The organism is Sulfurivermis fontis, assembly GCF_004001245.1.
GTDB lineage: Bacteria > Pseudomonadota > Gammaproteobacteria > Thiohalomonadales > Thiohalomonadaceae > Sulfurivermis > Sulfurivermis fontis.
The window spans coordinates 1,928,671-1,951,722 of sequence record NZ_AP018724.1; the positions used below are offsets into that span (position 1 = coordinate 1,928,671).

The following is a 23,052-nucleotide window of genomic DNA, read 5'->3' on the forward strand; positions in this document are numbered from 1 at the left end:
GCCAATGACAAATATCAAAAAATCACCCGAAACACCTGCGATCCGTATTGGAATAAGCGCCTGCCTGCTGGGCGAGAAGGTGCGCTTCGACGCCAACCACAAGCTCGACACCTACATCCGCGACACCCTGGGCCAGTACTTCGACTTCGTGCCGGTCTGCCCCGAGGTGGCCATCGGCCTGGGGGTGCCGCGCCCGACCCTGCGCCTGGTGGGCGACCCGGCCCGGCCGCGCGCGGTGGGCGTGCTCGACCCGAGCCGCGACGTCACCGCCGCCTTGGAGGATTACGGCCGGCGCATGGCGCAGGAGCTGCCGCCCCTGGCCGGCTACCTGCTGAAGAGCAAATCACCCTCCTGCGGCATGGAACGGGTCAAGGTCTACCAGGACAAGGGCATACCGAAACTCGGTCGCGGCCTGTTCGCGCGCGAACTGATGGCGGGCCGCCCGCTCCTGCCGGTGGAAGAGGAAGGCCGCCTCGGCGACCCGGTGCTGCGCGAGAACTTCATCGAGCGCGTATTCTGCTACCACCGCTGGCAACAGATGGCGGCGCAGGGCCTCACCCCGGCGCGACTGGTGGAGTTCCATTCCCGCCACAAGCTGGTGCTGATGAGCCACGGCGCCGAATACTACCGCGCCCTCGGCCGCCTGGTGGCCGCTGCCGGCAGCACCGACATCAAGGCACTGGCGCAGGAATACATCCACGGCTTCATGGCCGCCCTGGCCCGCCCCGCCACGCGCAAGCGCCACACCAACGTCCTGCAACACCTGATGGGCTACCTGAAAAAGCAGCTCGACAGCGCCGACAAGGCCGAACTGCTGGAGATCATCGAGGCCTACCGCCTGGGCGAGGTGCCGCTCATCGTCCCCGTCACCCTGCTCAACCACCACTTCCGCCGCCATCCCAATGACTACGTGGCGCAGCAGGTCTACCTCGCCCCGCACCCGCGCGAGCTGATGTTGCGCAACCATATCTGACGCCGGGCGCGCATCCAGGTCGCAAGCTGTATATAATCACAGCATCCGACCGTGAGGCACGACCATGCACGACCTTACCCCCCGCCAGGCCGAGATCCTGGAACTCATCCGCCAGACCGTGAAAGCAACCGGCATGCCGCCCACCCGCGCGGAGATCGCCGAGGCCTTCGGCTTCAGCTCGCCCAATGCCGCCGAGCAGCACCTGCGCGCCCTCGCCCGCAAGGGCGTGATCGACATGGTGCCCGGCGCCTCGCGCGGCATCCGCCTCAAGGAGACGGTTGACGGGCTGCCGGTGGTGGGACGCGTCGCCGCCGGTACGCCGATCCTGGCCGAACAGCACATCGACGATCACCTGCGCATCGACCCGCGCATGTTCAGCCCCCACGCCGACTACCTGTTGCGCGTGCGTGGTCTCAGCATGATGGACATCGGCATCCTCGACGGCGACCTGCTCGCCGTGCACCGCACCCCCGAGGCGCGCAACGGGCAGATCGTGGTGGCACGCATCAACGACGAGGTGACGGTGAAGCGCTACCGCCGCCGCGGCAACAAGGTCACCCTCAGCGCCGAAAACCCCGACTTCGACCCCATCGAGGCCGATCTGAAACAGGACGATTTCGCCATCGAGGGCATTGCCGTCGGCATCATCCGCAACGGCGGGCCGCTGTGAACCTGCGGAAAATCCTGCCGCGCCCGGCGCGGCGGACTACACAGCGGCAACACACGCCTGAATCGTGCTGCGGCCCCCCCCTCCGGGGAACGAATTCCCCCCGCAGGGTGGGGCGCGCTGCACCGCAGGGCCGGCTTCAGCCGGTCAAGCCGGGACAAACCGGCCTACACGTCCGAAAACTATCCTCCCTGCCGGCAGCGCACCTGTGCTGACACCTTATTGACTCAATCCAACAGACCATTCTCCCCCTGTATCCCGCATCAGTCTTTTTATAACCCCATACACAAAAGCTCGTTGCGCCTTCCATTCGCGCCTGTGCAAACTCGGATACATGCCCACTGCAACGCTGGGTCTTTGATAACTGGAGGGAGAAAACATGCTGGTAAAAGATGTCATGAGCCGCACCGTGCGTACCGTTGATCCGGAGACGAGCATGCTGGAAGTCTCCTCGCTGATGTGCCTGTACCGCTTCAGCGGTCTGCCGGTGGTGGACGACGGCAAACTGGTCGGTTTCGTTGCCGAGAAGGACGTGCTGGATCGCCTGTTTCCCTCCATCGAGGAATTCATGGAAGGCACCGCCGCCATGAAGCTGGACGACATGCAGGGCCAGTACCGCGACCTGGTCAAACTGAAGGCCGCCGATCTGATGGCCCGCAACGTCATCACCGTCTCCCCCGACATGCATGCCCTGCGCGCCGCCGCCGTGATGGTGCGCAACCGTTTCCGCCGCATCCCGGTCGCCGAAGGCGACAAGCTGATCGGCATGCTCAGCCTGGGCGACATCCACAAAGCGATATTCCACTCCAGCATCGCCAAGATGCGCTGCACACCGGAATAAACACTCGTTCACCGCCATCCCGCACCGCCGCTCCGGGCAACCGCAGCGGCGGTTTTGTTTTCACAGCGCGCGCCGCCCGCCTCGGCAACGGCGCCGTGCACCACGGCGACGGAAACAACGGTTCATGGTGTCTACCAGCAACCACACCCGCCGGTATGACATGCCCATTTCGTGTGCCGGCGCAGAAATGGAGCCGCTACGCACCAGCGCATCCAGCAGAACAGCCTTGCCCGCTCCCAGGGCTACATCGGGGCCAAAAAGGATACGTAACCGAGGAGCAGATTGCCGTGCCATATCAGACCCCGCCGACCGCCATATATGTGCTTATATAGCGGCATACGCCATGAACTCGAAGCCGGATTGAAGCCGGCTTGCCGGACGGTTCCGTCGCCACCCGAGGCCTCAATCCTCGATGACGCGGCCGCGATATACCCGCTTCGGCCTGGCGGGGGTCGCCGGCGCGGCCTCCGGCGGCGCGGCCGCAGCCGGAGCCGCCGGAGTGGCCGGCGCCTCCTGCACCACTCCGCGATAAGTACGCGTGGCGGCCGTCAGCTCGGCAGGCGGTGCCTCCGCCTGATCCGGCACCATCGCCCCGCGATAGATATGCGCGCCCTGCGCCACCAGCTCGCGGATCTCGTTCGCCGTCAGCAGGCCGACGAAGGCGTCGTAGTAGCGACGATACTCCTGATTCAGCGAATGCAGCGCGAAGTTGATGATGGCAACGATATCCTCGTCGCGGCTCAGCTTCGCCCGCTTGCCCTGTTCGCGCTGATAGATCAGGCTCATGCGCGTGAGCATCATGCGCGCATCCAGCGACATGTCGATGGGCACCATGTGATCCTCCTTGTTATTACTTTCCGTTACCCTTCCTCCGCCTCGACCCAGGCCACCACCACCCCACTGGCAGCGGCAGGATCGCTGGTCAGACCGAGGCAATGACCGCCGCCGTCGACCAGATACAGATTGAAGCCCTCCCGTTCCAGCACCGGCCGTGCACCGATGATGTCGTCATCGGCGCACACCGTGACATGCAGGTCGGGAAATTGCGCATGCAGGCGTGCCGCCAGGTCCGGCGCCGTGGCGTCATCCACGGCAGCGGCGATGGCGGCAAGTCGCTCCGGTTGCAGTCCCACTAGCCGGCCTCTTCCTCGGTCAATACGAAGCGCCCGAGGCCGGCGTTCTTGCCCATGATGCGCGCCAGCCAGGGCGGCGGCGATCCGGCCAGAACCTGTTGCAGGTCGGCGATAATTTCCCGGGCCACGCCGCCGTGCGGATACTTGATCGGATGCACCCCGGCCTTCACCACCTTGGCCGCCGCCGGGCCGCCGATCGACACCACGCAGAGCAACTGGCAATCACGCAGCTGCTCGGCGCGCGAGGCGTTCTTGTCGACGCCGACACCGTCGGTGTTGGCCCGGCGCACATCCACCAGCCGCGCCTCGTCCGGCGTTACCTGATACACCAGGAAACGGAGGCAGCTACCGTAGTGACCGTCCAGATTCTCACCGCTGTTGGAGGCCAGCGCGACGCGGATCGAACCCGGCATGTCGCCGTCCCGATACGGCAGCGGCCTGGGCAGGTCCGGATCATCGACATCGACACCGGCCTTGCCCCAGAGATAATCCAGCGCGCCCTTCAGCGCCGGCATCGAGACATTGCCGAAGCGGCCGTCGTCTGCCGCGCGCAGGGTACGCACCGTCAGCTGCGCCAGTTTGTCCTCGGTAACAGGCATTCCCAGTGCAGCCACCAGCACCTTCATCAGTTGGGCAGCGTCGGTATCCGGCAGCATCCGTGCCGCCAGACCGATACGCAGCGCAGCCTCGCGGGACAGCCCCGGCGCGCTCATCGACTTACGCCTCCAGCGGCAGGATGCAGTTGTCGATGGGGCAGACATCGACGCACTGCGGATCGTCGAAGTCGCCTTCGCACTCCGTGCAGGTGTCGGCGTTGATGGCGTACAAGCCCTTCTTCTTGACGATGGACTGCGTCGGGCAAACCGGTTCGCAATCACCGCAGGAGGTGCACTCTTCTTTAACGATATACAAGGCCATGATCGTATCTCCGAATGGTCATGAGGGTGCGCAACGACGGCACCCTACAGTTTTTTCGCGCGCACGGTGATCGGCAGCCTGGGTGCCGGCATCGGATCGATGTAGAACAGCGAGCCGTCGGTCAGCTTTACCTCGCCGCCCCATTTGTCGGACGCTGCGAACTCCATCGTCTCGATGGTTTCTTCCAGATCCTTCTTCGCGACATAACAGGACAGCTTGCCGTCTGCCGTCTGTCGAATCATCACGCTGGGCATGGATGCTCTCCATTGGGTTGGAGGGCCGGACCGAAGCCCGGCCCCCGTTCCAGGTTAACGCACCAGGTCGAAGTTGTAGTCGGTGGTGCCCATGCCCATGGTCTCTTCGTCGAGGCGTTCCAACACGGCGTTGACCAGGGTGGTGAGGATGTACATGGCCCCCTCGTAGCCCAGGGTGGTCATGCGGTGCAGGTGGTGACGATCGAAGATCGGGAAGCCGAGGCGAATCAGCGGCACCTCGAATTCCTTGCCCTTGTACAGCGTGTCGCGCTGGATGAACTTGCCGTAGCTGTTGCCGATGAGGAAATCCGGCTTGTTGGTGAAGCACAGCGAGCGCAGGTGCCACAGGTCTTTGCCGATGTGTACCTCGGTCTCCTTGCCGTACGGCGACTCATCCAGCATCTTCTTCATCGCCTTGGCCCACTTCTTCGAACCGTTGTGACAGACGATATCGGTCGGCTCGGCACCCAGCTCCAGCAGGAACTTCGTCAGGCCCATGAGGAAGTCCGGATCACCGTACAGGGCAAACTTCTTGCCATGCAGCCAGGCGTAGCTGTCGGTCATCATGTCCACCAGGCGGCCGCGCTCCAGGGTCAGCGAGGCCGGGATGGCCTTGCCGGTCAGCTCGGAGATCTTCATCAGGAATTCGTCGGTCCAGGCAAGGCCCATGGGGATATTCAGCTTGGGCACCTCGTGATTCCAGGTGGTTTCGACGTACTTGCGGGTCTTCTCCAACTGCGACGGCTGCAGCAACACGGTGGTGATGGCGTTGGGCGCATCCTTGATCGCGTCCTGGGTGGTACCACCGGCGTACATGCGGAATTCACCGTCGGCCGGTGTGTCCAGTACCTCGGTCGGATCGGACAGTAGGGTGGCGTCGACGCCCATCTCGGCCATCATGCGCTTGATCACGCGGTAGTTGCCCAGATAGGTCTCGAAACCCGGCACGAAATTGATCTTGCCGTTCTTGCCCGGCGCCTTGCCCTCCATGCTGTTCAGCGTGAAATAGCGCAGGATACCCTCCTCCATGTTGTCCCAGCCGGTGGTGTGGCTGCCGACGAAGGAGGGGGTATGGGCAAACGGGATCGGGAACTCGGTCGGGATGTGACCGGCCTTCTTGGCGTTGCCGATGAAGGCGTTGAGGTCGTCACCGATAACCTCGGCCATGCAGGTGGTGGACACGGCGATCATGTCCGGCTGGTACAGCGCCTTGGCGTTCTCCAGGCCGGCGAACATGTTCTTCTGGCCGCCGAACACCGCCGCGTCTTCGGTCATGGAGTCGGACACGCAGGCAACCGGCTCCTTGAAGTGGCGGTTGAAGTAGCTGCGGAAGTAGGCCACGCAGCCCTGCGAGCCGTGCACGTAGGGCAGGGTCTTCTCGTAACCCAGCGCGCACAGCACGGCGCCCAAAGGCTGGCAGGCCTTGGCCGGGTCGACGGTCAGGGCCTCACGCTGGAAGTTGAGGTCCTGATATTCCTTGGTGGTGGTCCACTGGAACACTTCGTCGATTTTGGCCTGCGGCACGACGTTTTCGTACTTCGCCTTCTTGTTGGCGAGGGTCTCCTTGTATTCCGGCTCGCGGAACAAGGGATAGCAAGGCATCACTTTTTCAGCAGACTGGCTCATGTCATTTCTCCTGCCGCGCCACTCATCCGTGGACTACGGCCAATTGGATAAAGAGTTCAACGCAAAGAGCGCAAAGAAACCCGCATAACAGCCTTCAAACCTTTGCGCCCTTTGCGTACTTGGCGCCTTTGCGTTTCGCTTCTTTGATTACTCGTTGACCGCCTTCGCAGCGGGGGCCACAGCGCCAGCCAGCCAGGGAGCCTTCATCTTGCTCCAGGTCGGGCTGTTGATGGCCATGTCCATGTCGCGGGCGAAGATGGCGAAACCGTCATAGCCGTGGTATGGCCCCGAGTAGTCCCAGCTGTGCATCTGGCGGAAGGGGATGCCCATCTTCTGGAAGATGTACTTTTCCTTGATGCCGGAACCGATCAGATCGGGCTTGAGCTTCTTGACGAACTCCTCGAACTCGTAGCCGGTGACGTCGTCATAGATCAGCGTGGCGTTGCCCATTTCCTTCACGGTGCGGTCGTAGTCGTCGTTGTGGGCGAATTCATAGCCCGTGCCGACCACTTCCATGCCGAGGTCTTCGTAGGCGCCGATGACATGACGCGGGCGCAGGCCGCCGACGTACAGCATCACCTTCTTTCCTTCCAGACGCGGCTTGTACTTGTCCAGTACGGCCTGCATCAGCGGCTGATACTTGGCGATAACCTTCTCGGCGCCTTCCTTGATCTTGTCGTCGAAGTGGGCGGCGATGGCGCGCAGCGACTCCGCAATCTTGGTGGGGCCGAAGAAGTTGTACTCCATCCATGGGATGCCGTACTTCTCTTCCATGAAGCGGGAGATGTAGTTCATTGAGCGGTAGCAGTGCAGCAGATTGAGCTTGACCTGCGGGCAGGCCTTCATCTCTTCCACCGTGCCGTCACCGGACCACTGCGCCACGACGTTGAGGCCCATTTCCTCCAGCAGGATGCGGGAAGACCAGGCGTCGCCGCCGATGTTGTAGTCGCCGATGATGGATACGTCGTAGGGACCGCCTTCCTTCTTCTCGACGCCTTCCAGCATATGGTCGCGGATGGCGTCGTTGGCGATGTGGTGACCGAGGGACTGCGACACGCCGCGGAAACCCTCGCAGCGCACCGGCACCACCGGCTTGCTGATGGCGGCGGAGGCCTTCTTGGCAACGGCCTCGATGTCGTCACCGATAAGGCCGATGGGGCACTCGGACTGCACGGAGATGCCCTTGTTGAGCGGGAACAGGGTTTCCACTTCCTCAATCAGCTTGGCCAGCTTCTTGTCACCGCCGAACACGATGTCCTTCTCCTGGAAATCCGAGGTGAAGTTCATGGTGCCGAAGGTATTGATGCCGGTGGTGCCGACGTAGTAATTGCGGCGGCCGGCACGGGAGTACTGGCCGCAGCCCACCGGGCCGTGGGAGATGTGGATCATGTCCTTGATCGGACCCCACACCACGCCCTTGGAGCCGGCGTAGGCGCAGCCGCGGATGGTCATCACGCCGGGCAGTGACTTGCGGTTGGAGGTAATGCACTTACCGGCCTTGTCTATCGTGGGATCATTGGCCATCAAATGCTTGGCACGATCCTCCTTGGCCTCGGCCGGGTAGACCTCGAGTACCTCGGCAATGAGGGCTTCGGTCTCTTCACGAGTCATCGTCGTCATGGTTTTCTCCTCTCGCCGCCCAATCCGGCGGACGAAGTAAAAGAATGTTTAACCGCAAAGTTCGCGAAGGAACGCAAGTCACGGCACGTCATAGGCAGCGCAACTTCGCGCCCTTCGCGGCGCGTCTTTCATCAGGCAGTGGCCAGTTCTTCGGCAGTCTTGCCGACGATGGACTCGTCCTCGGCTTCCATGATGCCGAACTCCATCAGCAGGGCCTCCAGCTCGTCCATGGTAAGCGGGGTCGGGATAACGAACTTCTTGTTGTCCATGACCTTGCGCGCCAAGGCACGATACTCGTCAGCCTGACCGGCCTTCGGGTTGTACTCGATGACCGTCATACGGCGGATCTCGGCGTGCTGCACGACGTTGTCGCGCGGCACGAAGTGGATCATCTGCGTGCCGAGCTTGGCGGCCAGCGCCTCGATGAGCTCGTCCTCACGGTCGGTGTTGCGCGAGTTGCAGATCAGGCCGGCCAGGCGCACACCGCCGGAATTGGCGTACTTTACGATGCCCTTGGCGATGTTGTTGGCGGCGAACATGGCCATCATCTCACCGGACACGACGATGTAGATTTCCTGCGCCTTGTTCTCACGAATCGGCATGGCGAAACCACCGCACACCACGTCACCCAGCACGTCGTAGAACACGAAGTCGAGGTCTTCGTCATAGGCGCCTTCCTCTTCCAGGAAGTTGATGGCGGTGATGACACCACGACCGGCACAACCAACGCCGGGCTCCGGGCCGCCGGACTCGACGCACTTCACACCGCCGTAACCGACGGACAGTACATCTTCCAGCTCCAGGTCTTCGACCGAACCGGCCTCGGCGGCCAGGTGCATGACGGTGGTCTGCGCCTTGGAGTGCAGAATCAGACGGGTGGAGTCGGCCTTGGGATCGCAGCCGACAATCATCACCTTCTTGCCGGCCTCGGCGAGGGCGGCCACCAGGTTCTGGGTAGTGGTGGACTTGCCGATACCGCCCTTGCCGTAAATCGCGCATTGACGTAGTGCCATGGTATGTTCTCCTTGCGTTGGGACACGGATACTGCTGTCGAACAGGTATCAGCAACGCCCGTGCCAACAACAACAACACACTTCATCACACTGTAAACGTTGAAGTTTTTTACTCACGACACGCTGTGCGCGGCAGTGTCATATGCGACAAAGGCATAGCGGCTGTATGGTTAGCGACAAAGCATCTGCAACAGACCAGTCGACCACGCTGCCGGCCTGCGCGCGCCTGCCCATCAACCGCTGCAATCTGCCCGCCGTGATCCTCGGCAGCCTCACCTTCCAGCAACATCCCACCGCGCTGCACATCGACGGTGTCGCCGAGCTGCACCGTGAACTGTTCCGCCTGCTGGCGCCACTGGAGCGCGCCGAGCATCGCGCCCATCTGTTCATGGACTATCTCGCCGCCCACTTCCTGCTCGATGCACCGGAGGAGGCCGGACTGGATCGCAAGGCGCGCGTGCGCCGCGACAAGGCGGACTATCTGCGCGTGCTGCGCGGCTGGTCATTCGATGCGGACGGACGGGAGGCGGCGGTACTGAAGGGCTGGGTGGAATCGCGCTTCGGCCTGCTGCCGCGCTACCACGGCGCGCCGATCCGCGACGCCGGCGACGATGCCTACCATGCCTACATGGAGGCGCGCGCGCAGGGGCTGTACAACACCAATGCCCTGGAGGCGCAGCTCGACCTGCTGTACGCGTATTGCCAGTACGAACTGGCGCGGCAGCATCCGGGCCACAGCCATCTGCGCCTGTACCGTGGCGTCAACCGCCTCGACCAGCACGATCTGCTGGCGGCCGGGGAGCGGCAGTCGGTGGTGCTGCTCAACAACGCCAACTCCTTCACCGACCAGCGCGAACGCGCCGACGAATTCGGCGATCGCATCCTCGAGGCCGAGGTGCCGCTGCCCAAGATCCTGGCCTACAGCCGCCTGCTGCCCGGCCGCCTCCGGGGCGAGGACGAGTACATCGTCATCGGCGGCGTGTATCAGGTGCGCACCAGCACCTGAACACGGCACACCTCTGTAGCAAACGCTACATTGTGGTGCATCCTCCGTGACTGCCATGGAAAAAATCCAGCCAAAACAGTTGCATCAGAGGTAGGCCCGCTAATTGCAATGCTTACTCCCGACAAGCATGCACGGAGCGACCCATGACCCTTCCGACCATTGATGAACTGAGTGCCGGCCTGCGTGACGGCAGCATCGCCGCCTACCTCGGCCCCGCCGCGCTGCGCGGTGCCGTCGACGCCGCCGGCACCCCCATCCCCGCCGACAGCGAGTCGCTGATCCTGGCGATGAACGGCGGCCGGCCGATGGCGCCCAAGCTGATGTATGAATTTCCGCGCGCCGCCATGAATCTGGAACTGAAGAAGGGGCGCAGCTTCGTCAACCGCTTCCTCAGCAAGACCTACGCCGACACCGCCTGGAGTCGCGCGCCGCTGCACGACTGGCTGGCAGCCGTCAAACCGCGCTACGTGATAGACATCAACCGCGACACCCAGCTGCAGGACAGCTACAAGGACACGCCGCACCTGCTGATACAGGGCATCGCGCGCATGGCCGGCGGCTTCCGCTTCCGCATCTACCAGTGGGACGGCGCGAGCTATCACACAGTGACGCAGGACGAAGCAGACACCGCGCTGCCGGTACTGTTCAAGCCCATGGGTTGCCCGCACCCCGAACCAAGCTATATCGCCGCCGATGCCGACTATGTGGACTACATCACCAAGCTGATGGGAGGCTTCGCCATCCCCTCCTTCCTCAAGCAGCGGCGCCAAGGTCTGCGCTACCTGCTGCTCGGCCTGCGCCTGACGCGCGATACCGAACGCATGGTGATGTCCAACATCGTCTGCAACGCGGCGCAGCCGGCCGGCTGGGCGCTGCTCCCGGACGCCACACCGAAGGAGCGGCGCTTCTGCGCCAACCTCGGCATCGAGATTATCGACGCCGATTACAGCGCCCTGCTGGATGGCGTGCTTCCGAACCAGGAGCAGTCCGCCGCCTTGTAGGAGCCGAGTCCTCTCGGCGAACGGGCTCGGGACAGGCACCGTTTTCACCCACGACGTGGGCTCCAACAAAAGAAGATTGGAAACTGAAGGCCATGCAATTCACCACCTGCGTCAACCGCACCGCCTGCACCGAGGATGGCGTCCACTGCCGCGCCTGTGGCCGCTCCCATGACGAGATCGCCCGCCTGCGTCAGCTCACCGACATCGTCGCGGCCTTTGCGCTCGAAATGGACTACGACAACCTGGACGATTTCCTCAACTACCTCACCGCCAAGGTGAGCAAGAAAGTCAATGCCACCCGGAATGAACGCCCCCTGTGAATTTACCGTCCCTGACATGCCGGACTCGTCGCCTCCCCCCGTGTGCCGCCGCGCATCAGGGCCACCCTCCCTGCTCGGCCAGCTGTTGCATGACAACGTGCAGTACCAGGGTACCTGTGCCACGGCACAATTCAGGAACTACCGGCTGAGCAGCGCCTTTCAGCCGATCTTCGGCCTGGCCCACCGCCGTCCCGTCGGCTATGAGGCCCTGCTGCGCGCCAGCGACGAAACGGGCATGGCGGTATCGCCGCTGCAGGTATTCCGCAGCGCGGCCACCGACGAGGGCACCGTCCACCTCGACCGCACCTGCCGCCTCCTGCACGCCCACAACTACCAGCCGCTGGCCAGCCGCGAACACTGGCTGTTTCTCAACATCAATCCCCGCGTGGTGGTGGAGGGAACGCGCTATGGTCCGTTCTTCTCCGAACTGCTGCGCCGCCACCAGCTGGCGCCGGCCCAGGTGGTGGTGGAAATACTGGAAAACGAGATCACCGACGAAGGCCTGCTGGCCGATTCGGTGAATTACTACAAGGAGCTGGGCTGCCCGGTCGCCATCGACGATTTCGGCGCCGGCCATTCCAATTTCGACCGCATCCTGCGCCTGGCACCGGACATGGTCAAACTGGATCGCGGGCTGCTGCAGCAGGCGCGGCACACCCCGACGGCCCGGCGCATGCTGCCCAACCTGGTGTCCCTGCTGCACGAGGCCGGTTGCATGGTGGTGCTGGAGGGGATCGAGGACGAAACCGAGGCCTTGCTGGCGCTGGAGGCCGGCGCCGATTTCGCCCAGGGCTATTTCTTCGCCCGTCCGGCCGCAGCACAGCACATCAGCACACTGGCCACCGCTGCCTTCGACCGCCTCAGCCGCAGGGCGCGCGATGATCTGCACCAGGAAACCAGCCGCCGCAACGCCATGCTGCAACCGATCATCGATGCCTTTCAGCGCTGCAGCGCCGACTACGGCGCCGGTGCGGCGCTGGCCCTCGCCGCCGCCCACCTTGTCGGCACGCATGAGGTGCTGCGCTGCTACGTGCTGGATGGCGACGGCATACAGATCGGCAGCAACGTCACACCGCCGGGCGCCGAACACACCCTGCACCCGCGCTATGCGCCGCTGCGCTCCACCACCGGCAGCGACTGGAGCGGCCGGCCCTATTTCCGCGCCGCCCTGGCCGAGCCCGGCGCACTGCAGATCACCCGCCCCTACTTCTCCATTACCGACGCCGCCATGAACGTGACGCTGTCCATCGCTATGCGCCGCGACGGCGCCCTGCACGTGGTGTGCTGCGATATTCGCTATCCGTGACTGATTCGTTCCCTGCGTAGGATGGACAAAGCACAGCGTGCCCATCATAGATGTCGGTGTGCGTCTGATGGGCACGCTGCGCTTTGCCCATCCTACGGAGGACCGTGCTTCGTTACGCTCCGGTCACCGAGGCGGATCAGCGCCCGCGCCTGCCGTTCGCACGCCTCACGCACCGCGGGATTGAGCGCCCGCACCCACGGTGCCGGGATCGCTTCCAGTCCGAAGCAGGCGCCGGCCAGCATGCCGGCGATGGCCCCGGTGGTATCCGCATCGCCGCCACGGTTCACCGTTTCCACCACGCAGTCGGCGAAGCTGTCGGTATCGAAGAAACACTGGAACACGGTCTGCAGGGTATCGACCACGTAGCCGGAGGGGTTTTCGCGCGGCTTGCCGCCGCGAAAGCGGAAGGGGGGATATTGCTCGATCAGGGGATACACCTGCTCGTGCATCACCTCGGCGCGACTGCGTCCGACAAGAAAGGCCTGCACCATCTCGATGACGCACACGGTGGCGGCATCGGACAAGGGATGGTTGTGGGTGACGTGCGCCTGCGCCAGCGCGGCCGCGCGCACCGCGTTACGATCACTGTGCACTGTGGCCAGGGCCACCGGCAGGGTGCGCATGCAGGCGCCATTGCCGGCATCGTGTTCATTGGGGGGCGTGCAGGCCTCGCCCGTCTGGCGGAAGCGCAGGATGCCGCGCCGCACCGTGTTGCCGATATCCACCGGCTTGGCGCGCATCCAGCCATCAAACGCGCGTGCCACGGCAAGCGCCTCCACACGCCCCTGCTCCAGGATCGACTGCCCCAGCGCCAGGGCCATGGTGGTATCGTCGGTCACCTCGCCGCTTTTCAGCTTGAGCCAGCCACCGCCGCGGATGGTGTCGTGCACGCCGTATTCGGCACGAATCTCCCGCGGCGTCATGAACTCCACCGTGGCGCCGAGGGCATCGCCGATGGCAAGGCCCAGATAGGCGGCAACGGCGCGCTCTTCGACCGCCTCGTTCACTCCTCCGGCCCGAAGCAGCGCACGTAGTCGTCACACACCTCGCACGACGGCGAGCGGCAGGTATAGACCCCCTCCTGCACGCACAGCTGCTTGTAGAAGAAGCGCTTCCACTTCATGTCGCGATCGTTCTTCGCCTTCAGCGCCGGGAAGTTGTGCTCGATCAGCCCGGAGAGGTCCTGGCGCGACCACAGGCCGAGGTCCTGCCACAGGTGATCGCTGCCGAGGCATCCGGCGGCAAGAATCTCTGCCATCCATTCCTTCTCCGGCGCAACCTTTGGGCAATGGGCCAGAAACAGCGTGCGCAATTCCGCGAGCTCCGGCGCGCGCGCCAGATCGATCTCGGCGCCGCCCATCCAGTGTTCCGCCACCGCGCCGGGAAAGTGCAGCCGCATCATGGCGGTGAACTGTTTGTGCGACAGGCCGAGACACAACGGCATGGCGCCGATACCGGCGCGCTGGCTCGCCAGCATGCGAGCCAGCGGCTCGTCGTTGCCAAGACCGGCCGCCTGGCTCTTCAGTTCGCCATACAGGTCGCGCACATCCAGCGTCATCGCCTCTTTCATCGTCAGCGCCATCGTGACTGTCTCCTTCACCGGTATCCGGCCGGCGTGCAGCCGGCCGCCACTACATCAATCGCAGCGGTGCCCATCACGACGCGGACAGGATTCATCCGCCTGCGCCGCATTCAGATCAATACCCAGCAGCGCCATCACATCCGCCGCCTCGAACCCCACCGAGCGCCAGCCATCCACATCCAGCAGCGGGCGGCGGATGAGCAGCGGATCGGCCAGCATCAGCGCCAGAGCCTGATGCTCGTTCAATCCGGCGGGGTCGACGTCGCCGGCCGTGACAGCCGGCGCGCTGCGGTTGAACCACTCCGCCACCGGTCGCATGCCGAAGAAGCTGCGCAAGAATGGTGCCGTCCATGCCTCGGCCAGCAGGTTGCGAGCCTCCACCTCCAGTCCGGCGGCCAGCAGGAGGGCCTTCTGCCGCGTGTTATTGACGCAGCCGGGCTTTTCGTAAAACAGCACGCGCATGGTCGTCAGCGCCTGGTGCTGTAGTGCAACAACGCGCTGTGGCGCACGCGCACCCGTTGCGGCAGATGGCCGAATGCGCCATGACCTGCCAGCGGGAAACACAATTTCAGCATCCGCAGCCACATGATGGTCACCCCAGAGCCGCCAGGCGTTCCGGCGGGATATTGGTCAGCGAGCCCGGCGGATTGAGCGGCACACCGGCGGCATCGACGATGGCACACTCGATGGGGCAGATACTGGCACACTGGGCATCGGCATAATCGCCGTCACACTCGGTACATTTCTTGGCGTCGATGACGAAATGCGGCACCGCGGCGGAAATCGCCTGCGACGGACAGAGCGGCTCGCAGGCCCAGCAATTGACACAGGCGGCAACGATCTTCAGTGCCATGATGTTTCTCCTTCCGGTTCAGGCGACGCTGGCGCCGGCGGCCGGTGCCGCCGTCAGTTCGCCCGCCTCGGCCATGGCCGCATACAGCGCTGCCACCGCCTCCTCGATGGGCTCCATGGCATGGTCGCTGTCCGGCTTGATGCCGGCCGCCTCCAGCGCCTCCCATGGCGTGATGCCGATGCGGGCACACAGCACGGCACGGCAGCCCTCCAGCGCGCTGATGGTGCGCGCCAGCGTGTCCTCGCCCTCGTCACAGTGGTCGGACCCGACGCAGTACTGATCGGTGCGGCGCGTGCCGACAAAGCGCACGCCATTGGCGGAGGCCTCGTAGACCAGGAACTCGGTGGCATGACCGAAGTGCTGATTGACCACATTGCCGCCGTTGCTCGCCACCGCCATCAGCACCGGCGGCATCGCCGCGGCACGCCGCCTGAGCGAGGCCAACGACACCGTCGCCACCTGCACCTTGGGCTTGTTCATCTCCGCGGCGATGGACGCCTGCACCGCCGCACGGCGGGCACGGATTTCCTCATAGTCGAATTCCATCGCCTCGATCTTGTCCAGGGTGAACTCGGCGCCGCGATCCTCGCCCAGCAGGCCGACCGCATCGGCGCGGCACTGGCGACAATGACGCATCATGTTCATGTCGCCGGCACAGGCATCCTGCAGTGCCTGCAATTCCTGTGCGCTGGGGGAGCGCTGCTCCATGATGCCGTAGTAGGTGCCGTGCTCGGGCTCGGCGATGAGCGGCATGACGTTGTGCAGGAAGGCGCCTTTGGACTTCACCACGCGGCTCACCTCCTTCAGGTGAGCATCATTGACGCCGGGGATCATCACCGAGTTCACCTTCACCAGCACGCCGCGCTCGGTGAGCATCTCCAGGCCGCGCTGCTGCTGCTCTATGAGGATGCGCGCCGCGGCGCGGCCGCGCACGCGCTTGTGATTCCAGAACACCCACGGGTAGATCTCGGCGCCGATCTCCTCGTCCAGGGTATTGATGGTGATGGTGACGTGGTCGATGTTGTGGCGCGACAGCTCGTCGATGTGCTGCGGCAGCGACAGACCGTTGGTGGACACGCACAGCTTGATGTCCGGCGCATACTCGGCGATGCCGCGGAAGGTGGCGAAGGTGCGCTCGGGATTGGCCAGCGGATCGCCGGGACCGGCAATGCCGACCACCGTCATCTGCGGAATCGCCGCCGCCACCGCCAGCACCTTCTTCACCGCCTGCTCCGGATGCAGCACCTCCGACACCACGCCGGGACGCGACTCGTTGGCACAGTCGTACTTGCGGTTGCAGTAGTTGCACTGGATGTTGCACGCCGGCGCCACCGCCACATGCATGCGCGCAAAGTGATGATGCGCCTGCTCGGAATAACAGGGATGGTTGAACACCCGCTCGCGGATATGCGCGGGCAGGTGCGACATCTGATCCGCCGTGCTGCCGCAGGATGATGCGCTGCAACCGCTCTGCTTGCCGATTTCGATAGGGGTGGTCGTGGCCATCGCATAGCTCCCGTTGGTCTTTGCCTAGGGCAGTGCAAGGGCCGTGCCTGAACACTAAACCATTGAATATTCTTCGATATAACTAATCCAACGGGGCCGTTTGTGGGGAAGGCTACGCGGATCGGGCGGGGTGTTGGAGGGGATGTGACATTACGCCCCTACCCCGCGGATGCGGGGGAAGCCGGGAGGGGTTTACTACTCCTCCCCCATGAACATGGGGGAGGCCGGGAGGGGGCGCATGGGATGGTGCGCTGCGCGCGCTGCATATGCGGGGGATTCCGTCCCCCTACGCCGGGATACTTTTCTTTGCTCGGCCAAAGAAAACTAACGAAAAGAAAGGCCGCCCGACTCCCGCGCCGCTATCGCGGTCCCCTGCGCTTCTCGCCCGAATCGGCGCGGCAAACGGGGGTTCAAACCCGGCTCGCCTTCGGCATCGCACGGCTGCCGGGCGCTACGCACCCGCTTGGAGATGACCTGAATCCCCCTTGCCCAGTCCCCTCAATACGGTATCCTTGCCTTAATCCCAACCAATGTCCCCTTTCCCAAGGACCGGCCGAAAGCACCATGACGAAGAACAAAGCCATAAACGCCTATCGGCCCACGCCGAAGAGCTGCGACGCGACTTCGCTGTGGCGCACCTGGACATCTTCGGCTCTGTCGCCCGTGACGAAACCGGTCCTGACAGCGACATCGACATCCTGGTCGAATTCCTGCCTGAAGCCGAAATTGGATTGTTCGAGTTCTATCGTCTGAAATCCCGCCTCGAAGAGATCATGGACGTCCGCGTCGATCTCGCCACCACCGACGCACTCAAAGCCCAACTGAAAGAACAAATCATGAGGGAAAAGATACGTGCCGCCTAGGGAATGGCAGTTCCGCATTCAGGACATCCTCGACTCCGTCGGGAGTTTTTTACTCTGACCCAAACAACTTTCAGAAATCAAAACTTGGAAGAGCCATAGGAAGAGCGAACATATGAGTTCACGGCTGGAAACATTAAGAAAATACTTCGAGTCCGGCACTGCCGAAGGAGATAGCTCATTTCTGAGCGAGGTGTTTGTTGCGCCTGAAGAATACCCCAACTTTATTTCGGTTCCAGTTTTTTCAGTGACTGGAGCCTATGGATCGCGTTAAAGAACTGAGCGATGCTTCTGTTCCATTTGGATTTGATGTTCACGCCATGATCTACTCGGAAAACGATCCGGAACAAGAAGCTAGTTTACATACGGAGCTCGAACAAAGACGCGTAAATCTTGTTAATGGACGCAAAGAGTTTTTCAATGCATCCCTCCAAGAGATCGAGCAAATTGTAAAGCGCAAGAAATCTGATATTGAATTCATTCGCCTCGCGGAATCGAGAGATTATCGCGAGTCGTTAGCGATCATAAGAAATAGTGAAATTCCTCCTGAGACCGACGCGAAGCACACTTTGCTGGATAAATTTCCGGAAAACATATAACACAGTTCGGAGTTTGGTGTCAGAGAGTTCTGGAACAGTGGGTCAATTTGAGACTGTAAATCAAATTGGAATAACCGGAATAACCGGGGACAGACCACGGATCCCAAATGACTCGCGGGCGCGAAGCGCCCGCCACCCGCGCGATGCCGCAGGCGAGCCGGTTTGAAATCCCCTTTGTCTCGCCGAGTAGCGCAGCTCAAAACGGTTAAGGCCCGCAGGGGGCGCGCCAGGGATGGCGCGTCTTTCGCCGTCGGGACAGGGACGTCCCGTCGGCGAAACCCCGTTTTGAGCGAGCAACGCAGGGCACCCGCAGGGCGAGACATCGGGGCCGCCTTCCTTTGGTTACTTTCGTTGGCGGGATAACGAAAGTGACCCGCGCGCGGGGCGGCTCCCCGCATCGAAATCAATCCGCGCGATAGCGCACCATCCCACGCGCCCCCTCCCTGCCTCCCCCATATTCATGGGGAGGAGCAGCGGCGCCGGGGCGCACACAGCGGCCAAGCGTGCCCCGGCCCTCATGAAGTCGCCACGGGACATCCAAGTCACCCTGGCGACATTCGGACTCGGGGCAATTATGCGCTTCGCGCGGCCGCGGCACGTCCTGCGGCTTCGGGCCTCCTTGAGGCCCTGGCCACAATGACTCTACGGCGACACACCTTGGCTGCTTCGCCCGCCAAGGCTCGCCTACCGCGGGCTCCTCGGCTCCTGCCTCGTTCGTCAGCGCGCAGCGAAGAAATCCCCGCCCGGGATCAACTCCAATCCCTCCACCGGCCGGTTGTAGATATAGACCCACGCCGCGATGGTGTGCCCGTTGTGCAGGCGAACCTGGTGCAGCTCGCGCACGTATTCGGTGGGATGGGCGAACCCCGGCCCGCAGGCCTCGTAGCGGTCGAGTTCGGCAAGGGCGAACAGCGGGCGGCGCAGGCGGTAGACCTCGCCATGCACCAACTCGGCGGGATCGTCGGACGGCACGGCGCCGGGATAGAAGTCCACCCGGTACAGCCTCCCCTGCCACGTCGCGTGGGCGATGAAGTCGGACTCGCGGGCAAGAAAGTCGTGCATCGGGTTGGCGCCCCCCTGGCGCAGGGTGCCGTAGACGAACAGATGGGACTCGAACACGGTGTGCGTCAATCCTTGCGGCAAGCGGAATGCGCGGTATTTTCCCGTATCGCCAGGTGGGCTGCCAGCGCGCTGTCCATGGTGGCGGCATGAACGGAAAACCAGGACGGTATCTGTTCGGCCACATAACTGCGCGCCAGGGTGATTCTGCCCTGCATGACACGCTGGCCCAGCGCCCGCAACTCCCCCAGCACGCGCCAGTGTTCGGCGCGATGTTCGGCACTGGCAGGAAAGCCGGACTCCTCCATCAACGCCTCTTCGGCACCGAAGTGGTCGCTGGTATGGTCGAGCAGCGCCAGAAACAAGGTCTGGAACTCGCGCCCCTCGGCCGTGGTCAGGCGATTGACCAGCGCGACGAACTCGGCATGGGTGGCATCCATGCCGGGGTTGCCGAGGAGATAGTTTGAGGGCCAGGGGATCAGGGGCATTTTTCTTGCAGCTTGGAACTGCCTTTAAAACTGTTTCACCTTGATGTTCAGCGTCTGAATGCGGTAGGCGATCTGCCGCGGCGTCATGTCGAGCAGGCGCGCCGCCTTGGCCTGCACCCAGCCGGACTGTTCCAGGGCGGCGATGACGCGTTCGCGCTCGTCCAGGTTGGGCGAGTCGAGGTCGACCGGGCGCGCTGCCGGACGGGCGATGGGCATCTGTTCCTCGATGCCTGTGAGGCTGACGGCGTCGCGGTCGATGCTGCCGTCCTCGCTCATGATGGCCGCGCGTTCCAGGCAGTTTTCCAGTTCGCGCACATTGCCCGGCCAATTGTGACGCATGAGCAGGCGCACGGCGCTTTCGGTGATCGACAGTTCGCGTCCCTGCGCCTTGGCGATCTTCTGCACCAGGAACTGGGCCAGGGCCGGGATATCCTCGGCGCGATCGCGCAGGGCGGGCACCTGGATCGGCATGACGTTGAGACGATAGTAGAGGTCTTCGCGGAACTCGCCCTTCTCCACCGCGCCTTCCAGATCGCGGTTGGTGGCGGCGATGACGCGCACGTCGACCTTGATGGTCTGATTGCTGCCGACGCGCTCGAACTCGCCCTCCTGCAGCACGCGCAGCAGCTTGGCCTGGAAGGTGGGCGAGATCTCGCCGATTTCGTCCAGGAAGATGGTGCCGCCGTGGGCCTGCTCGAAGCGGCCCTTGCGCTGCGCGGCGGCGCCGGTAAAGGCGCCCTTCTCGTGGCCGAACAGTTCGGATTCCAGCAGGTTGTCCGGCAGCGCGGCGCAGTTGAGCTTGACGAAAGCGCCGTTGGCGCGCGGCGAGTTGTAGTGGATGGCATGGGCGATGAGTTCCTTGCCGGTGCCGGACTCGCCGCGGATCAGTACGGTGGTGTTCCATTTCGCCACCTGGCGCACCATCTCGAACACGCGACGCATGGCGCTGGTGTGGCCCACCATGTTGTCGAAACCGAAGTTGCCGCGCACGGTGCGGCGCAGCTGGTCGCGCTCGTCCTTGAGGTCGCGCCGCTCGCGCTCCACCTCCCAGGACAGGCGCACGCTCTGGGCGATGAGGTTGGCCACCATTTCCATGAAGCGGGCGCGATCCTCCAGCAGGCCATCGAGGTGATCGGCCGGCTGCGCGGCGAGCACGCCCACCGGTTTGCCGTCGCCGATCTTGATGGGCACGCCGACGAAGGGCAGGTGCGGTTCGTACAGCCCGGTGCGCGACAGGAAACGCGGCTCGTCGGCGATGCACTCCACTACAACGGTTTTGCCCGCCTCGAGGATGGCGCCGACCACGCCCTCGCCGGGGCGGTAACGCACGGTGTCCACTGCACTCTGCTCGCTGGTGTACAGACCACGCACCAGCATCTCGCCGGTCTCCGGCTCGACCAGAGCCACCATGCCGCGCTCCAGACCGCCGAGGCGATGCAGTGTCTCCAGCACACCCTGCAGCGTGGTGCGCAGGTTGAGCGAGCGGCTCAACACCTTGCTCACTTCATATAACGCCTCCAGTTCACGCTCGATGAGACGGGAACGGGCGGGATTGATGGTTTCGTGTCGCGTGGCCATTACGCGTCCTGTATCGTGTCGCTGCCCATGGGAATGCGCAGGCACAGACGGCAACCGTCGCGCCAGGCCGGATCGATCTCCAGTGTGCCTGCATGCTGATTGACCACCTCCTGTGCGATTGCCAGCCCCATGCCGGCATGTTTGCCGCCCTTGGTGGTGAAGAACGGCTCGAACACCTTGAAGCGCAGTTCCGGCGCGATGCCGGGACCGCTGTCCTCGAACAGAACGGCAACGAAATCACCGTCGATGCGGCTGGCGATGCGCAGCTCGCGCCGCTCGCCGCCGCCCTCTTCCACCGCCTCGACGGCGTTGTCCACCAGTTGCTTGATGAGATTGCGCAGGCGCCGTTCGCGGCCGTTGACCGCGGGCAGATCGGCCTGCGGCAGCCAGTCGATGACGATGCTGGCGGCGAGCAGGCGCGGCGTGCTCACCAGCAGCACCTCGTGGATCAGCTGATTGAGGTTCACCGGCAACACAGGCTCCGGCGCCTCCTGTGGCACGCAGGCGCGCAGCGTCGCCACCGCCGCGCTGCCCTCGTCGCGCACCTGGCGCAGCACGTCCAGCAACGGGTCATCGCCGTCGCTGCGCCGTTCCAGCATGCCCACCGCGGCGTTGAGCAGGTTGAGCGGACGCTGCATCTGGTGCAAGGCACCGGTGAGCGTCTCGCGCAGGCTGCGCCCCAGCGCCTCCTCCGCCATCAGGGCGCGCAGGGCGTTCATGCGCACCTCTTCCTGCTGGCGCTTGATCTCGCTGACCTCGTGCGCCACCAGCAGCAGGTAGGGCACGTCGCGCGCGCTGAAGTAGGCGTCGGCGCTGCCGTCGCGCGCCAGGAAGCGGCTCGCCTGGCAGACGAACCAGCGCGTCGACCCGTCGGGGAAATCCAGGCGCACTTCACGCGCCTGCGGCACGGTCTCGCCGCCGGGCACGCCGCCGTACAGCAGCTGCACGGGGTCATGCCCCTGCAGGTCGGCGAGCAGACGGCGATAGGCACGATTCTGCAGCACCGCCGCGCCGGCCTCGTTCAACACCGCGATCACCACCGGCGCCACGTCCACCACCGAGTCGATGAGTTCCTTCTGGTTTTGCAGCTCCTGCTGCAACTGGAACACCTCGGTGATGTCGCGGTGCATGCCCAGGTAGTGGGTGGTGGTGCCGGCGGCATCCACCACCGGGGCAACCATCAGCTCGGCCACGTAGCGCTCGCCGTTCTTGCGCCGGTTGACCAGCATGCCGTTCCAGCTCTTCTGCTGCATAAGTCGGCCCCACAGCGCCTGGTAGACGATGGCCGGCGTGCTCTTGTCCGACAGCGCCGACTCGTTGTGTCCCACGACCTCAGCGGCACTGTAGCCGGTGACCTGGGTGAAGGCCGCGTTGGCGTAGAGGATGTTGGCGGCGGTGTCGGTGATGGAGATGGCCACCGGCGCCTGCTCCACCGCCTCCATGAACAGGCGCGGCATCAGGCCGGGGCGGCGGTCGCCGTGCAGCGCCGTGCCCAGCATCTGCAACACCGCCGCCGGCACCTCCGGCGCCGGCGCGCTCAGGAAGCGCTCCACCGCCTCGATGGCCTCCTGGGTGAGTGCGGACTGTTTGGGCTGGGACATGGGCTGCACCGTATATGAACCTTGCGGTGCTCAATGCAGGATGCGTGCCCGACAAAGGCAGGTGCGAGATACGCGATACAAGGTACGAACGGCGCCTCTGCGTACGGCGTTTGTTTTGTTGTATGTGCGACAAGCGCCTGTAGCATCACGGGTCCGAATGACAAAAGTTTCACACTTTCCTGCACCAAAGCCGTGCAACGGCACGACAAATCGGTGCAAACACTGTGGGTATCGTGGTGCAGACGGCC

At 63.8% G+C, this 23,052-nt stretch carries 26 protein-coding genes; 9 read left to right on the forward strand and 17 right to left on the reverse strand.

The features are described from left to right. Positions 1–4 precede the first annotated feature (4 nt). From EP379_RS09755 to EP379_RS09765, 3 genes are all read left to right on the forward strand, one after another. On the forward strand, positions 5–973 hold the full coding sequence (locus EP379_RS09755) for a YbgA family protein (RefSeq protein WP_127477626.1): 969 nt from the start codon (positions 5–7) through the stop codon (positions 971–973). Between the two features lie 64 nt (positions 974–1,037). Continuing rightward, positions 1,038–1,643 carry a transcriptional repressor LexA gene (gene lexA, locus EP379_RS09760; RefSeq protein ID WP_127477627.1) on the forward strand — a complete coding sequence of 202 codons (606 nt, stop codon included), beginning with the start codon at positions 1,038–1,040 and terminating at the stop codon, positions 1,641–1,643. A 376-nt stretch (positions 1,644–2,019) separates the two neighbouring features. Further along, entirely contained in the window at positions 2,020–2,481 is a 462-nt protein-coding gene (locus tag EP379_RS09765) for a CBS domain-containing protein (protein WP_127477628.1), read from the forward strand. Between the two features lie 402 nt (positions 2,482–2,883). On the opposite strand, the gene EP379_RS16520 is transcribed toward EP379_RS09765, so the two are convergent. The 8 genes from EP379_RS16520 to nifH form a co-directional block, all read right to left on the reverse strand. Continuing rightward, positions 2,884–3,315 carry a hypothetical protein gene (locus EP379_RS16520; protein ID WP_197722769.1) on the reverse strand — a complete coding sequence of 144 codons (432 nt, stop codon included), beginning with the start codon at positions 3,313–3,315 and terminating at the stop codon, positions 2,884–2,886. Between the two features lie 26 nt (positions 3,316–3,341). Next, on the reverse strand, positions 3,342–3,614 hold the full coding sequence (locus tag EP379_RS09775; protein WP_127477629.1) for a DUF6129 family protein: 273 nt from the start codon (positions 3,612–3,614) through the stop codon (positions 3,342–3,344). Then, positions 3,614–4,327, reverse strand: coding sequence for a dinitrogenase iron-molybdenum cofactor biosynthesis protein (locus EP379_RS09780; RefSeq protein ID WP_127477630.1), 714 nt, complete (start codon positions 4,325–4,327; stop codon positions 3,614–3,616). Before EP379_RS09780 ends, EP379_RS09775 begins: the two co-directional genes overlap by 1 nt. A gap of 4 nt (positions 4,328–4,331) precedes the next feature. Further along, entirely contained in the window at positions 4,332–4,532 is a 201-nt protein-coding gene (locus EP379_RS09785) for a 4Fe-4S binding protein (protein WP_127477631.1), read from the reverse strand. Positions 4,533–4,576: 44 nt separating this feature from the next. Then, a complete protein-coding gene (gene nifT / locus EP379_RS09790) occupies positions 4,577–4,786 on the reverse strand; it encodes a putative nitrogen fixation protein NifT (protein WP_127477632.1) in 210 nt (69 codons plus the stop codon). Positions 4,787–4,840: 54 nt separating this feature from the next. Further along, positions 4,841–6,412 carry a nitrogenase molybdenum-iron protein subunit beta gene (nifK, locus tag EP379_RS09795; RefSeq protein WP_127477633.1) on the reverse strand — a complete coding sequence of 524 codons (1,572 nt, stop codon included), beginning with the start codon at positions 6,410–6,412 and terminating at the stop codon, positions 4,841–4,843. A gap of 147 nt (positions 6,413–6,559) precedes the next feature. After that, positions 6,560–8,032, reverse strand: coding sequence for a nitrogenase molybdenum-iron protein alpha chain (gene nifD, locus EP379_RS09800; RefSeq protein ID WP_127477634.1), 1,473 nt, complete (start codon positions 8,030–8,032; stop codon positions 6,560–6,562). A 131-nt stretch (positions 8,033–8,163) separates the two neighbouring features. Further along, positions 8,164–9,045, reverse strand: a complete 882-nt coding sequence (gene nifH / locus EP379_RS09805; protein ID WP_127477635.1) for a nitrogenase iron protein — start codon at positions 9,043–9,045, stop codon at positions 8,164–8,166. A 166-nt stretch (positions 9,046–9,211) separates the two neighbouring features. Here nifH and EP379_RS09810 point away from each other — a divergent pair, with 166 nt between their 5' ends. The 4 genes from EP379_RS09810 to EP379_RS09825 all read left to right on the forward strand — a co-directional run bounded on the left by EP379_RS09810 (position 9,212) and on the right by EP379_RS09825 (position 12,678). Continuing rightward, positions 9,212–10,051, forward strand: coding sequence for an NAD(+)--dinitrogen-reductase ADP-D-ribosyltransferase (locus EP379_RS09810; protein ID WP_127477636.1), 840 nt, complete (start codon positions 9,212–9,214; stop codon positions 10,049–10,051). Between the two features lie 143 nt (positions 10,052–10,194). Beyond that, positions 10,195–11,052, forward strand: a complete 858-nt coding sequence (locus tag EP379_RS09815; RefSeq protein WP_127477637.1) for an SIR2 family protein — start codon at positions 10,195–10,197, stop codon at positions 11,050–11,052. A 92-nt stretch (positions 11,053–11,144) separates the two neighbouring features. After that, entirely contained in the window at positions 11,145–11,372 is a 228-nt protein-coding gene (locus EP379_RS09820) for a DUF1289 domain-containing protein (protein ID WP_127477638.1), read from the forward strand. Between the two features lie 40 nt (positions 11,373–11,412). Further along, positions 11,413–12,678 (forward strand): sensor domain-containing phosphodiesterase, encoded by a 1,266-nt coding sequence (locus EP379_RS09825; RefSeq protein ID WP_172600436.1) that lies wholly within the window; start codon positions 11,413–11,415, stop codon positions 12,676–12,678. A 92-nt stretch (positions 12,679–12,770) separates the two neighbouring features. Here the strand turns inward: EP379_RS09825 and draG are convergent, their stop codons facing one another. From draG to nifB, 5 genes are all read right to left on the reverse strand, one after another. Beyond that, the gene (gene draG, locus EP379_RS09830) at positions 12,771–13,685 is read right to left on the reverse strand and encodes an ADP-ribosyl-[dinitrogen reductase] hydrolase (protein ID WP_127477640.1); all 915 of its coding nucleotides are present in this window, start codon (positions 13,683–13,685) and stop codon (positions 12,771–12,773) included. Beyond that, positions 13,682–14,260 (reverse strand): nitrogen fixation protein NifQ, encoded by a 579-nt coding sequence (locus tag EP379_RS09835; RefSeq protein ID WP_127477641.1) that lies wholly within the window; start codon positions 14,258–14,260, stop codon positions 13,682–13,684. Before EP379_RS09835 ends, draG begins: the two co-directional genes overlap by 4 nt. 54 nt (positions 14,261–14,314) lie before the next feature. Then, the gene (locus EP379_RS09840; RefSeq protein ID WP_127477642.1) at positions 14,315–14,722 is read right to left on the reverse strand and encodes an ArsC/Spx/MgsR family protein; all 408 of its coding nucleotides are present in this window, start codon (positions 14,720–14,722) and stop codon (positions 14,315–14,317) included. A 130-nt stretch (positions 14,723–14,852) separates the two neighbouring features. Continuing rightward, complete coding sequence (locus EP379_RS09845) at positions 14,853–15,113, reverse strand: 4Fe-4S dicluster domain-containing protein (RefSeq protein ID WP_127477643.1); 261 nt, start codon at positions 15,111–15,113, stop codon at positions 14,853–14,855. Between the two features lie 18 nt (positions 15,114–15,131). Next, complete coding sequence (gene nifB / locus EP379_RS09850) at positions 15,132–16,619, reverse strand: nitrogenase cofactor biosynthesis protein NifB (RefSeq protein ID WP_127477644.1); 1,488 nt, start codon at positions 16,617–16,619, stop codon at positions 15,132–15,134. 530 nt (positions 16,620–17,149) lie between these two features. On the opposite strand from nifB, the gene EP379_RS09855 reads away from it, so the two are divergent. After that, positions 17,150–17,482, forward strand: coding sequence for a nucleotidyltransferase family protein (locus EP379_RS09855; protein WP_127477645.1), 333 nt, complete (start codon positions 17,150–17,152; stop codon positions 17,480–17,482). A 257-nt stretch (positions 17,483–17,739) separates the two neighbouring features. Continuing rightward, positions 17,740–18,078: a GIY-YIG nuclease family protein gene (locus EP379_RS09860; RefSeq protein ID WP_127477646.1), complete on the forward strand. Its 339-nt coding sequence runs from the start codon at positions 17,740–17,742 to the stop codon at positions 18,076–18,078. A 717-nt stretch (positions 18,079–18,795) separates the two neighbouring features. On the opposite strand, the gene EP379_RS09865 is transcribed toward EP379_RS09860, so the two are convergent. The 4 genes from EP379_RS09865 to nifL are packed head-to-tail and all read right to left on the reverse strand — an operon-like array spanning position 18,796 to position 22,804. Then, on the reverse strand, positions 18,796–19,197 hold the full coding sequence (locus EP379_RS09865) for a gamma-glutamylcyclotransferase family protein (RefSeq protein ID WP_127477647.1): 402 nt from the start codon (positions 19,195–19,197) through the stop codon (positions 18,796–18,798). An 8-nt stretch (positions 19,198–19,205) separates the two neighbouring features. Further along, positions 19,206–19,625 (reverse strand): bacteriohemerythrin, encoded by a 420-nt coding sequence (locus EP379_RS09870; protein WP_127477648.1) that lies wholly within the window; start codon positions 19,623–19,625, stop codon positions 19,206–19,208. Between the two features lie 24 nt (positions 19,626–19,649). After that, entirely contained in the window at positions 19,650–21,203 is a 1,554-nt protein-coding gene (nifA, locus tag EP379_RS09875; RefSeq protein ID WP_127477649.1) for a nif-specific transcriptional activator NifA, read from the reverse strand. Beyond that, positions 21,203–22,804 (reverse strand): nitrogen fixation negative regulator NifL, encoded by a 1,602-nt coding sequence (nifL, locus tag EP379_RS09880; protein WP_232023892.1) that lies wholly within the window; start codon positions 22,802–22,804, stop codon positions 21,203–21,205. Before nifL ends, nifA begins: the two co-directional genes overlap by 1 nt. Positions 22,805–23,052: the final 248 nt, after the last annotated feature.

Excerpts from the sequence above, each read along its gene's own strand:
- EP379_RS09755 (WP_127477626.1), top strand. The coding sequence starts at position 5 with ATGACAAATATCAAAAAATCACCCGAAACACCTGCGATCCGTATTGGA.
- lexA (WP_127477627.1), top strand. The coding sequence starts at position 1,038 with ATGCACGACCTTACCCCCCGCCAGGCCGAGATCCTGGAACTCATCCGC.
- EP379_RS09765 (WP_127477628.1), top strand. The coding sequence starts at position 2,020 with ATGCTGGTAAAAGATGTCATGAGCCGCACCGTGCGTACCGTTGATCCG.
- EP379_RS16520 (WP_197722769.1), bottom strand. The coding sequence starts at position 3,315 with ATGGTGCCCATCGACATGTCGCTGGATGCGCGCATGATGCTCACGCGC.
- EP379_RS09780 (WP_127477630.1), bottom strand. The coding sequence starts at position 4,327 with ATGAGCGCGCCGGGGCTGTCCCGCGAGGCTGCGCTGCGTATCGGTCTG.
- EP379_RS09785 (WP_127477631.1), bottom strand. The coding sequence starts at position 4,532 with ATGGCCTTGTATATCGTTAAAGAAGAGTGCACCTCCTGCGGTGATTGC.
- nifT (WP_127477632.1), bottom strand. The coding sequence starts at position 4,786 with ATGCCCAGCGTGATGATTCGACAGACGGCAGACGGCAAGCTGTCCTGT.
- nifK (WP_127477633.1), bottom strand. The coding sequence starts at position 6,412 with ATGAGCCAGTCTGCTGAAAAAGTGATGCCTTGCTATCCCTTGTTCCGC.
- nifD (WP_127477634.1), bottom strand. The coding sequence starts at position 8,032 with ATGACGACGATGACTCGTGAAGAGACCGAAGCCCTCATTGCCGAGGTA.
- nifH (WP_127477635.1), bottom strand. The coding sequence starts at position 9,045 with ATGGCACTACGTCAATGCGCGATTTACGGCAAGGGCGGTATCGGCAAG.
- EP379_RS09810 (WP_127477636.1), top strand. The coding sequence starts at position 9,212 with ATGGTTAGCGACAAAGCATCTGCAACAGACCAGTCGACCACGCTGCCG.
- EP379_RS09815 (WP_127477637.1), top strand. The coding sequence starts at position 10,195 with ATGACCCTTCCGACCATTGATGAACTGAGTGCCGGCCTGCGTGACGGC.
- EP379_RS09820 (WP_127477638.1), top strand. The coding sequence starts at position 11,145 with ATGCAATTCACCACCTGCGTCAACCGCACCGCCTGCACCGAGGATGGC.
- EP379_RS09835 (WP_127477641.1), bottom strand. The coding sequence starts at position 14,260 with ATGGCGCTGACGATGAAAGAGGCGATGACGCTGGATGTGCGCGACCTG.
- EP379_RS09840 (WP_127477642.1), bottom strand. The coding sequence starts at position 14,722 with ATGCGCGTGCTGTTTTACGAAAAGCCCGGCTGCGTCAATAACACGCGG.
- EP379_RS09845 (WP_127477643.1), bottom strand. The coding sequence starts at position 15,113 with ATGGCACTGAAGATCGTTGCCGCCTGTGTCAATTGCTGGGCCTGCGAG.
- nifB (WP_127477644.1), bottom strand. The coding sequence starts at position 16,619 with ATGGCCACGACCACCCCTATCGAAATCGGCAAGCAGAGCGGTTGCAGC.
- EP379_RS09855 (WP_127477645.1), top strand. The coding sequence starts at position 17,150 with ATGTCCCCTTTCCCAAGGACCGGCCGAAAGCACCATGACGAAGAACAA.
- EP379_RS09860 (WP_127477646.1), top strand. The coding sequence starts at position 17,740 with ATGGATCGCGTTAAAGAACTGAGCGATGCTTCTGTTCCATTTGGATTT.
- EP379_RS09870 (WP_127477648.1), bottom strand. The coding sequence starts at position 19,625 with ATGCCCCTGATCCCCTGGCCCTCAAACTATCTCCTCGGCAACCCCGGC.
- nifA (WP_127477649.1), bottom strand. The coding sequence starts at position 21,203 with ATGGCCACGCGACACGAAACCATCAATCCCGCCCGTTCCCGTCTCATC.
- nifL (WP_232023892.1), bottom strand. The coding sequence starts at position 22,804 with ATGTCCCAGCCCAAACAGTCCGCACTCACCCAGGAGGCCATCGAGGCG.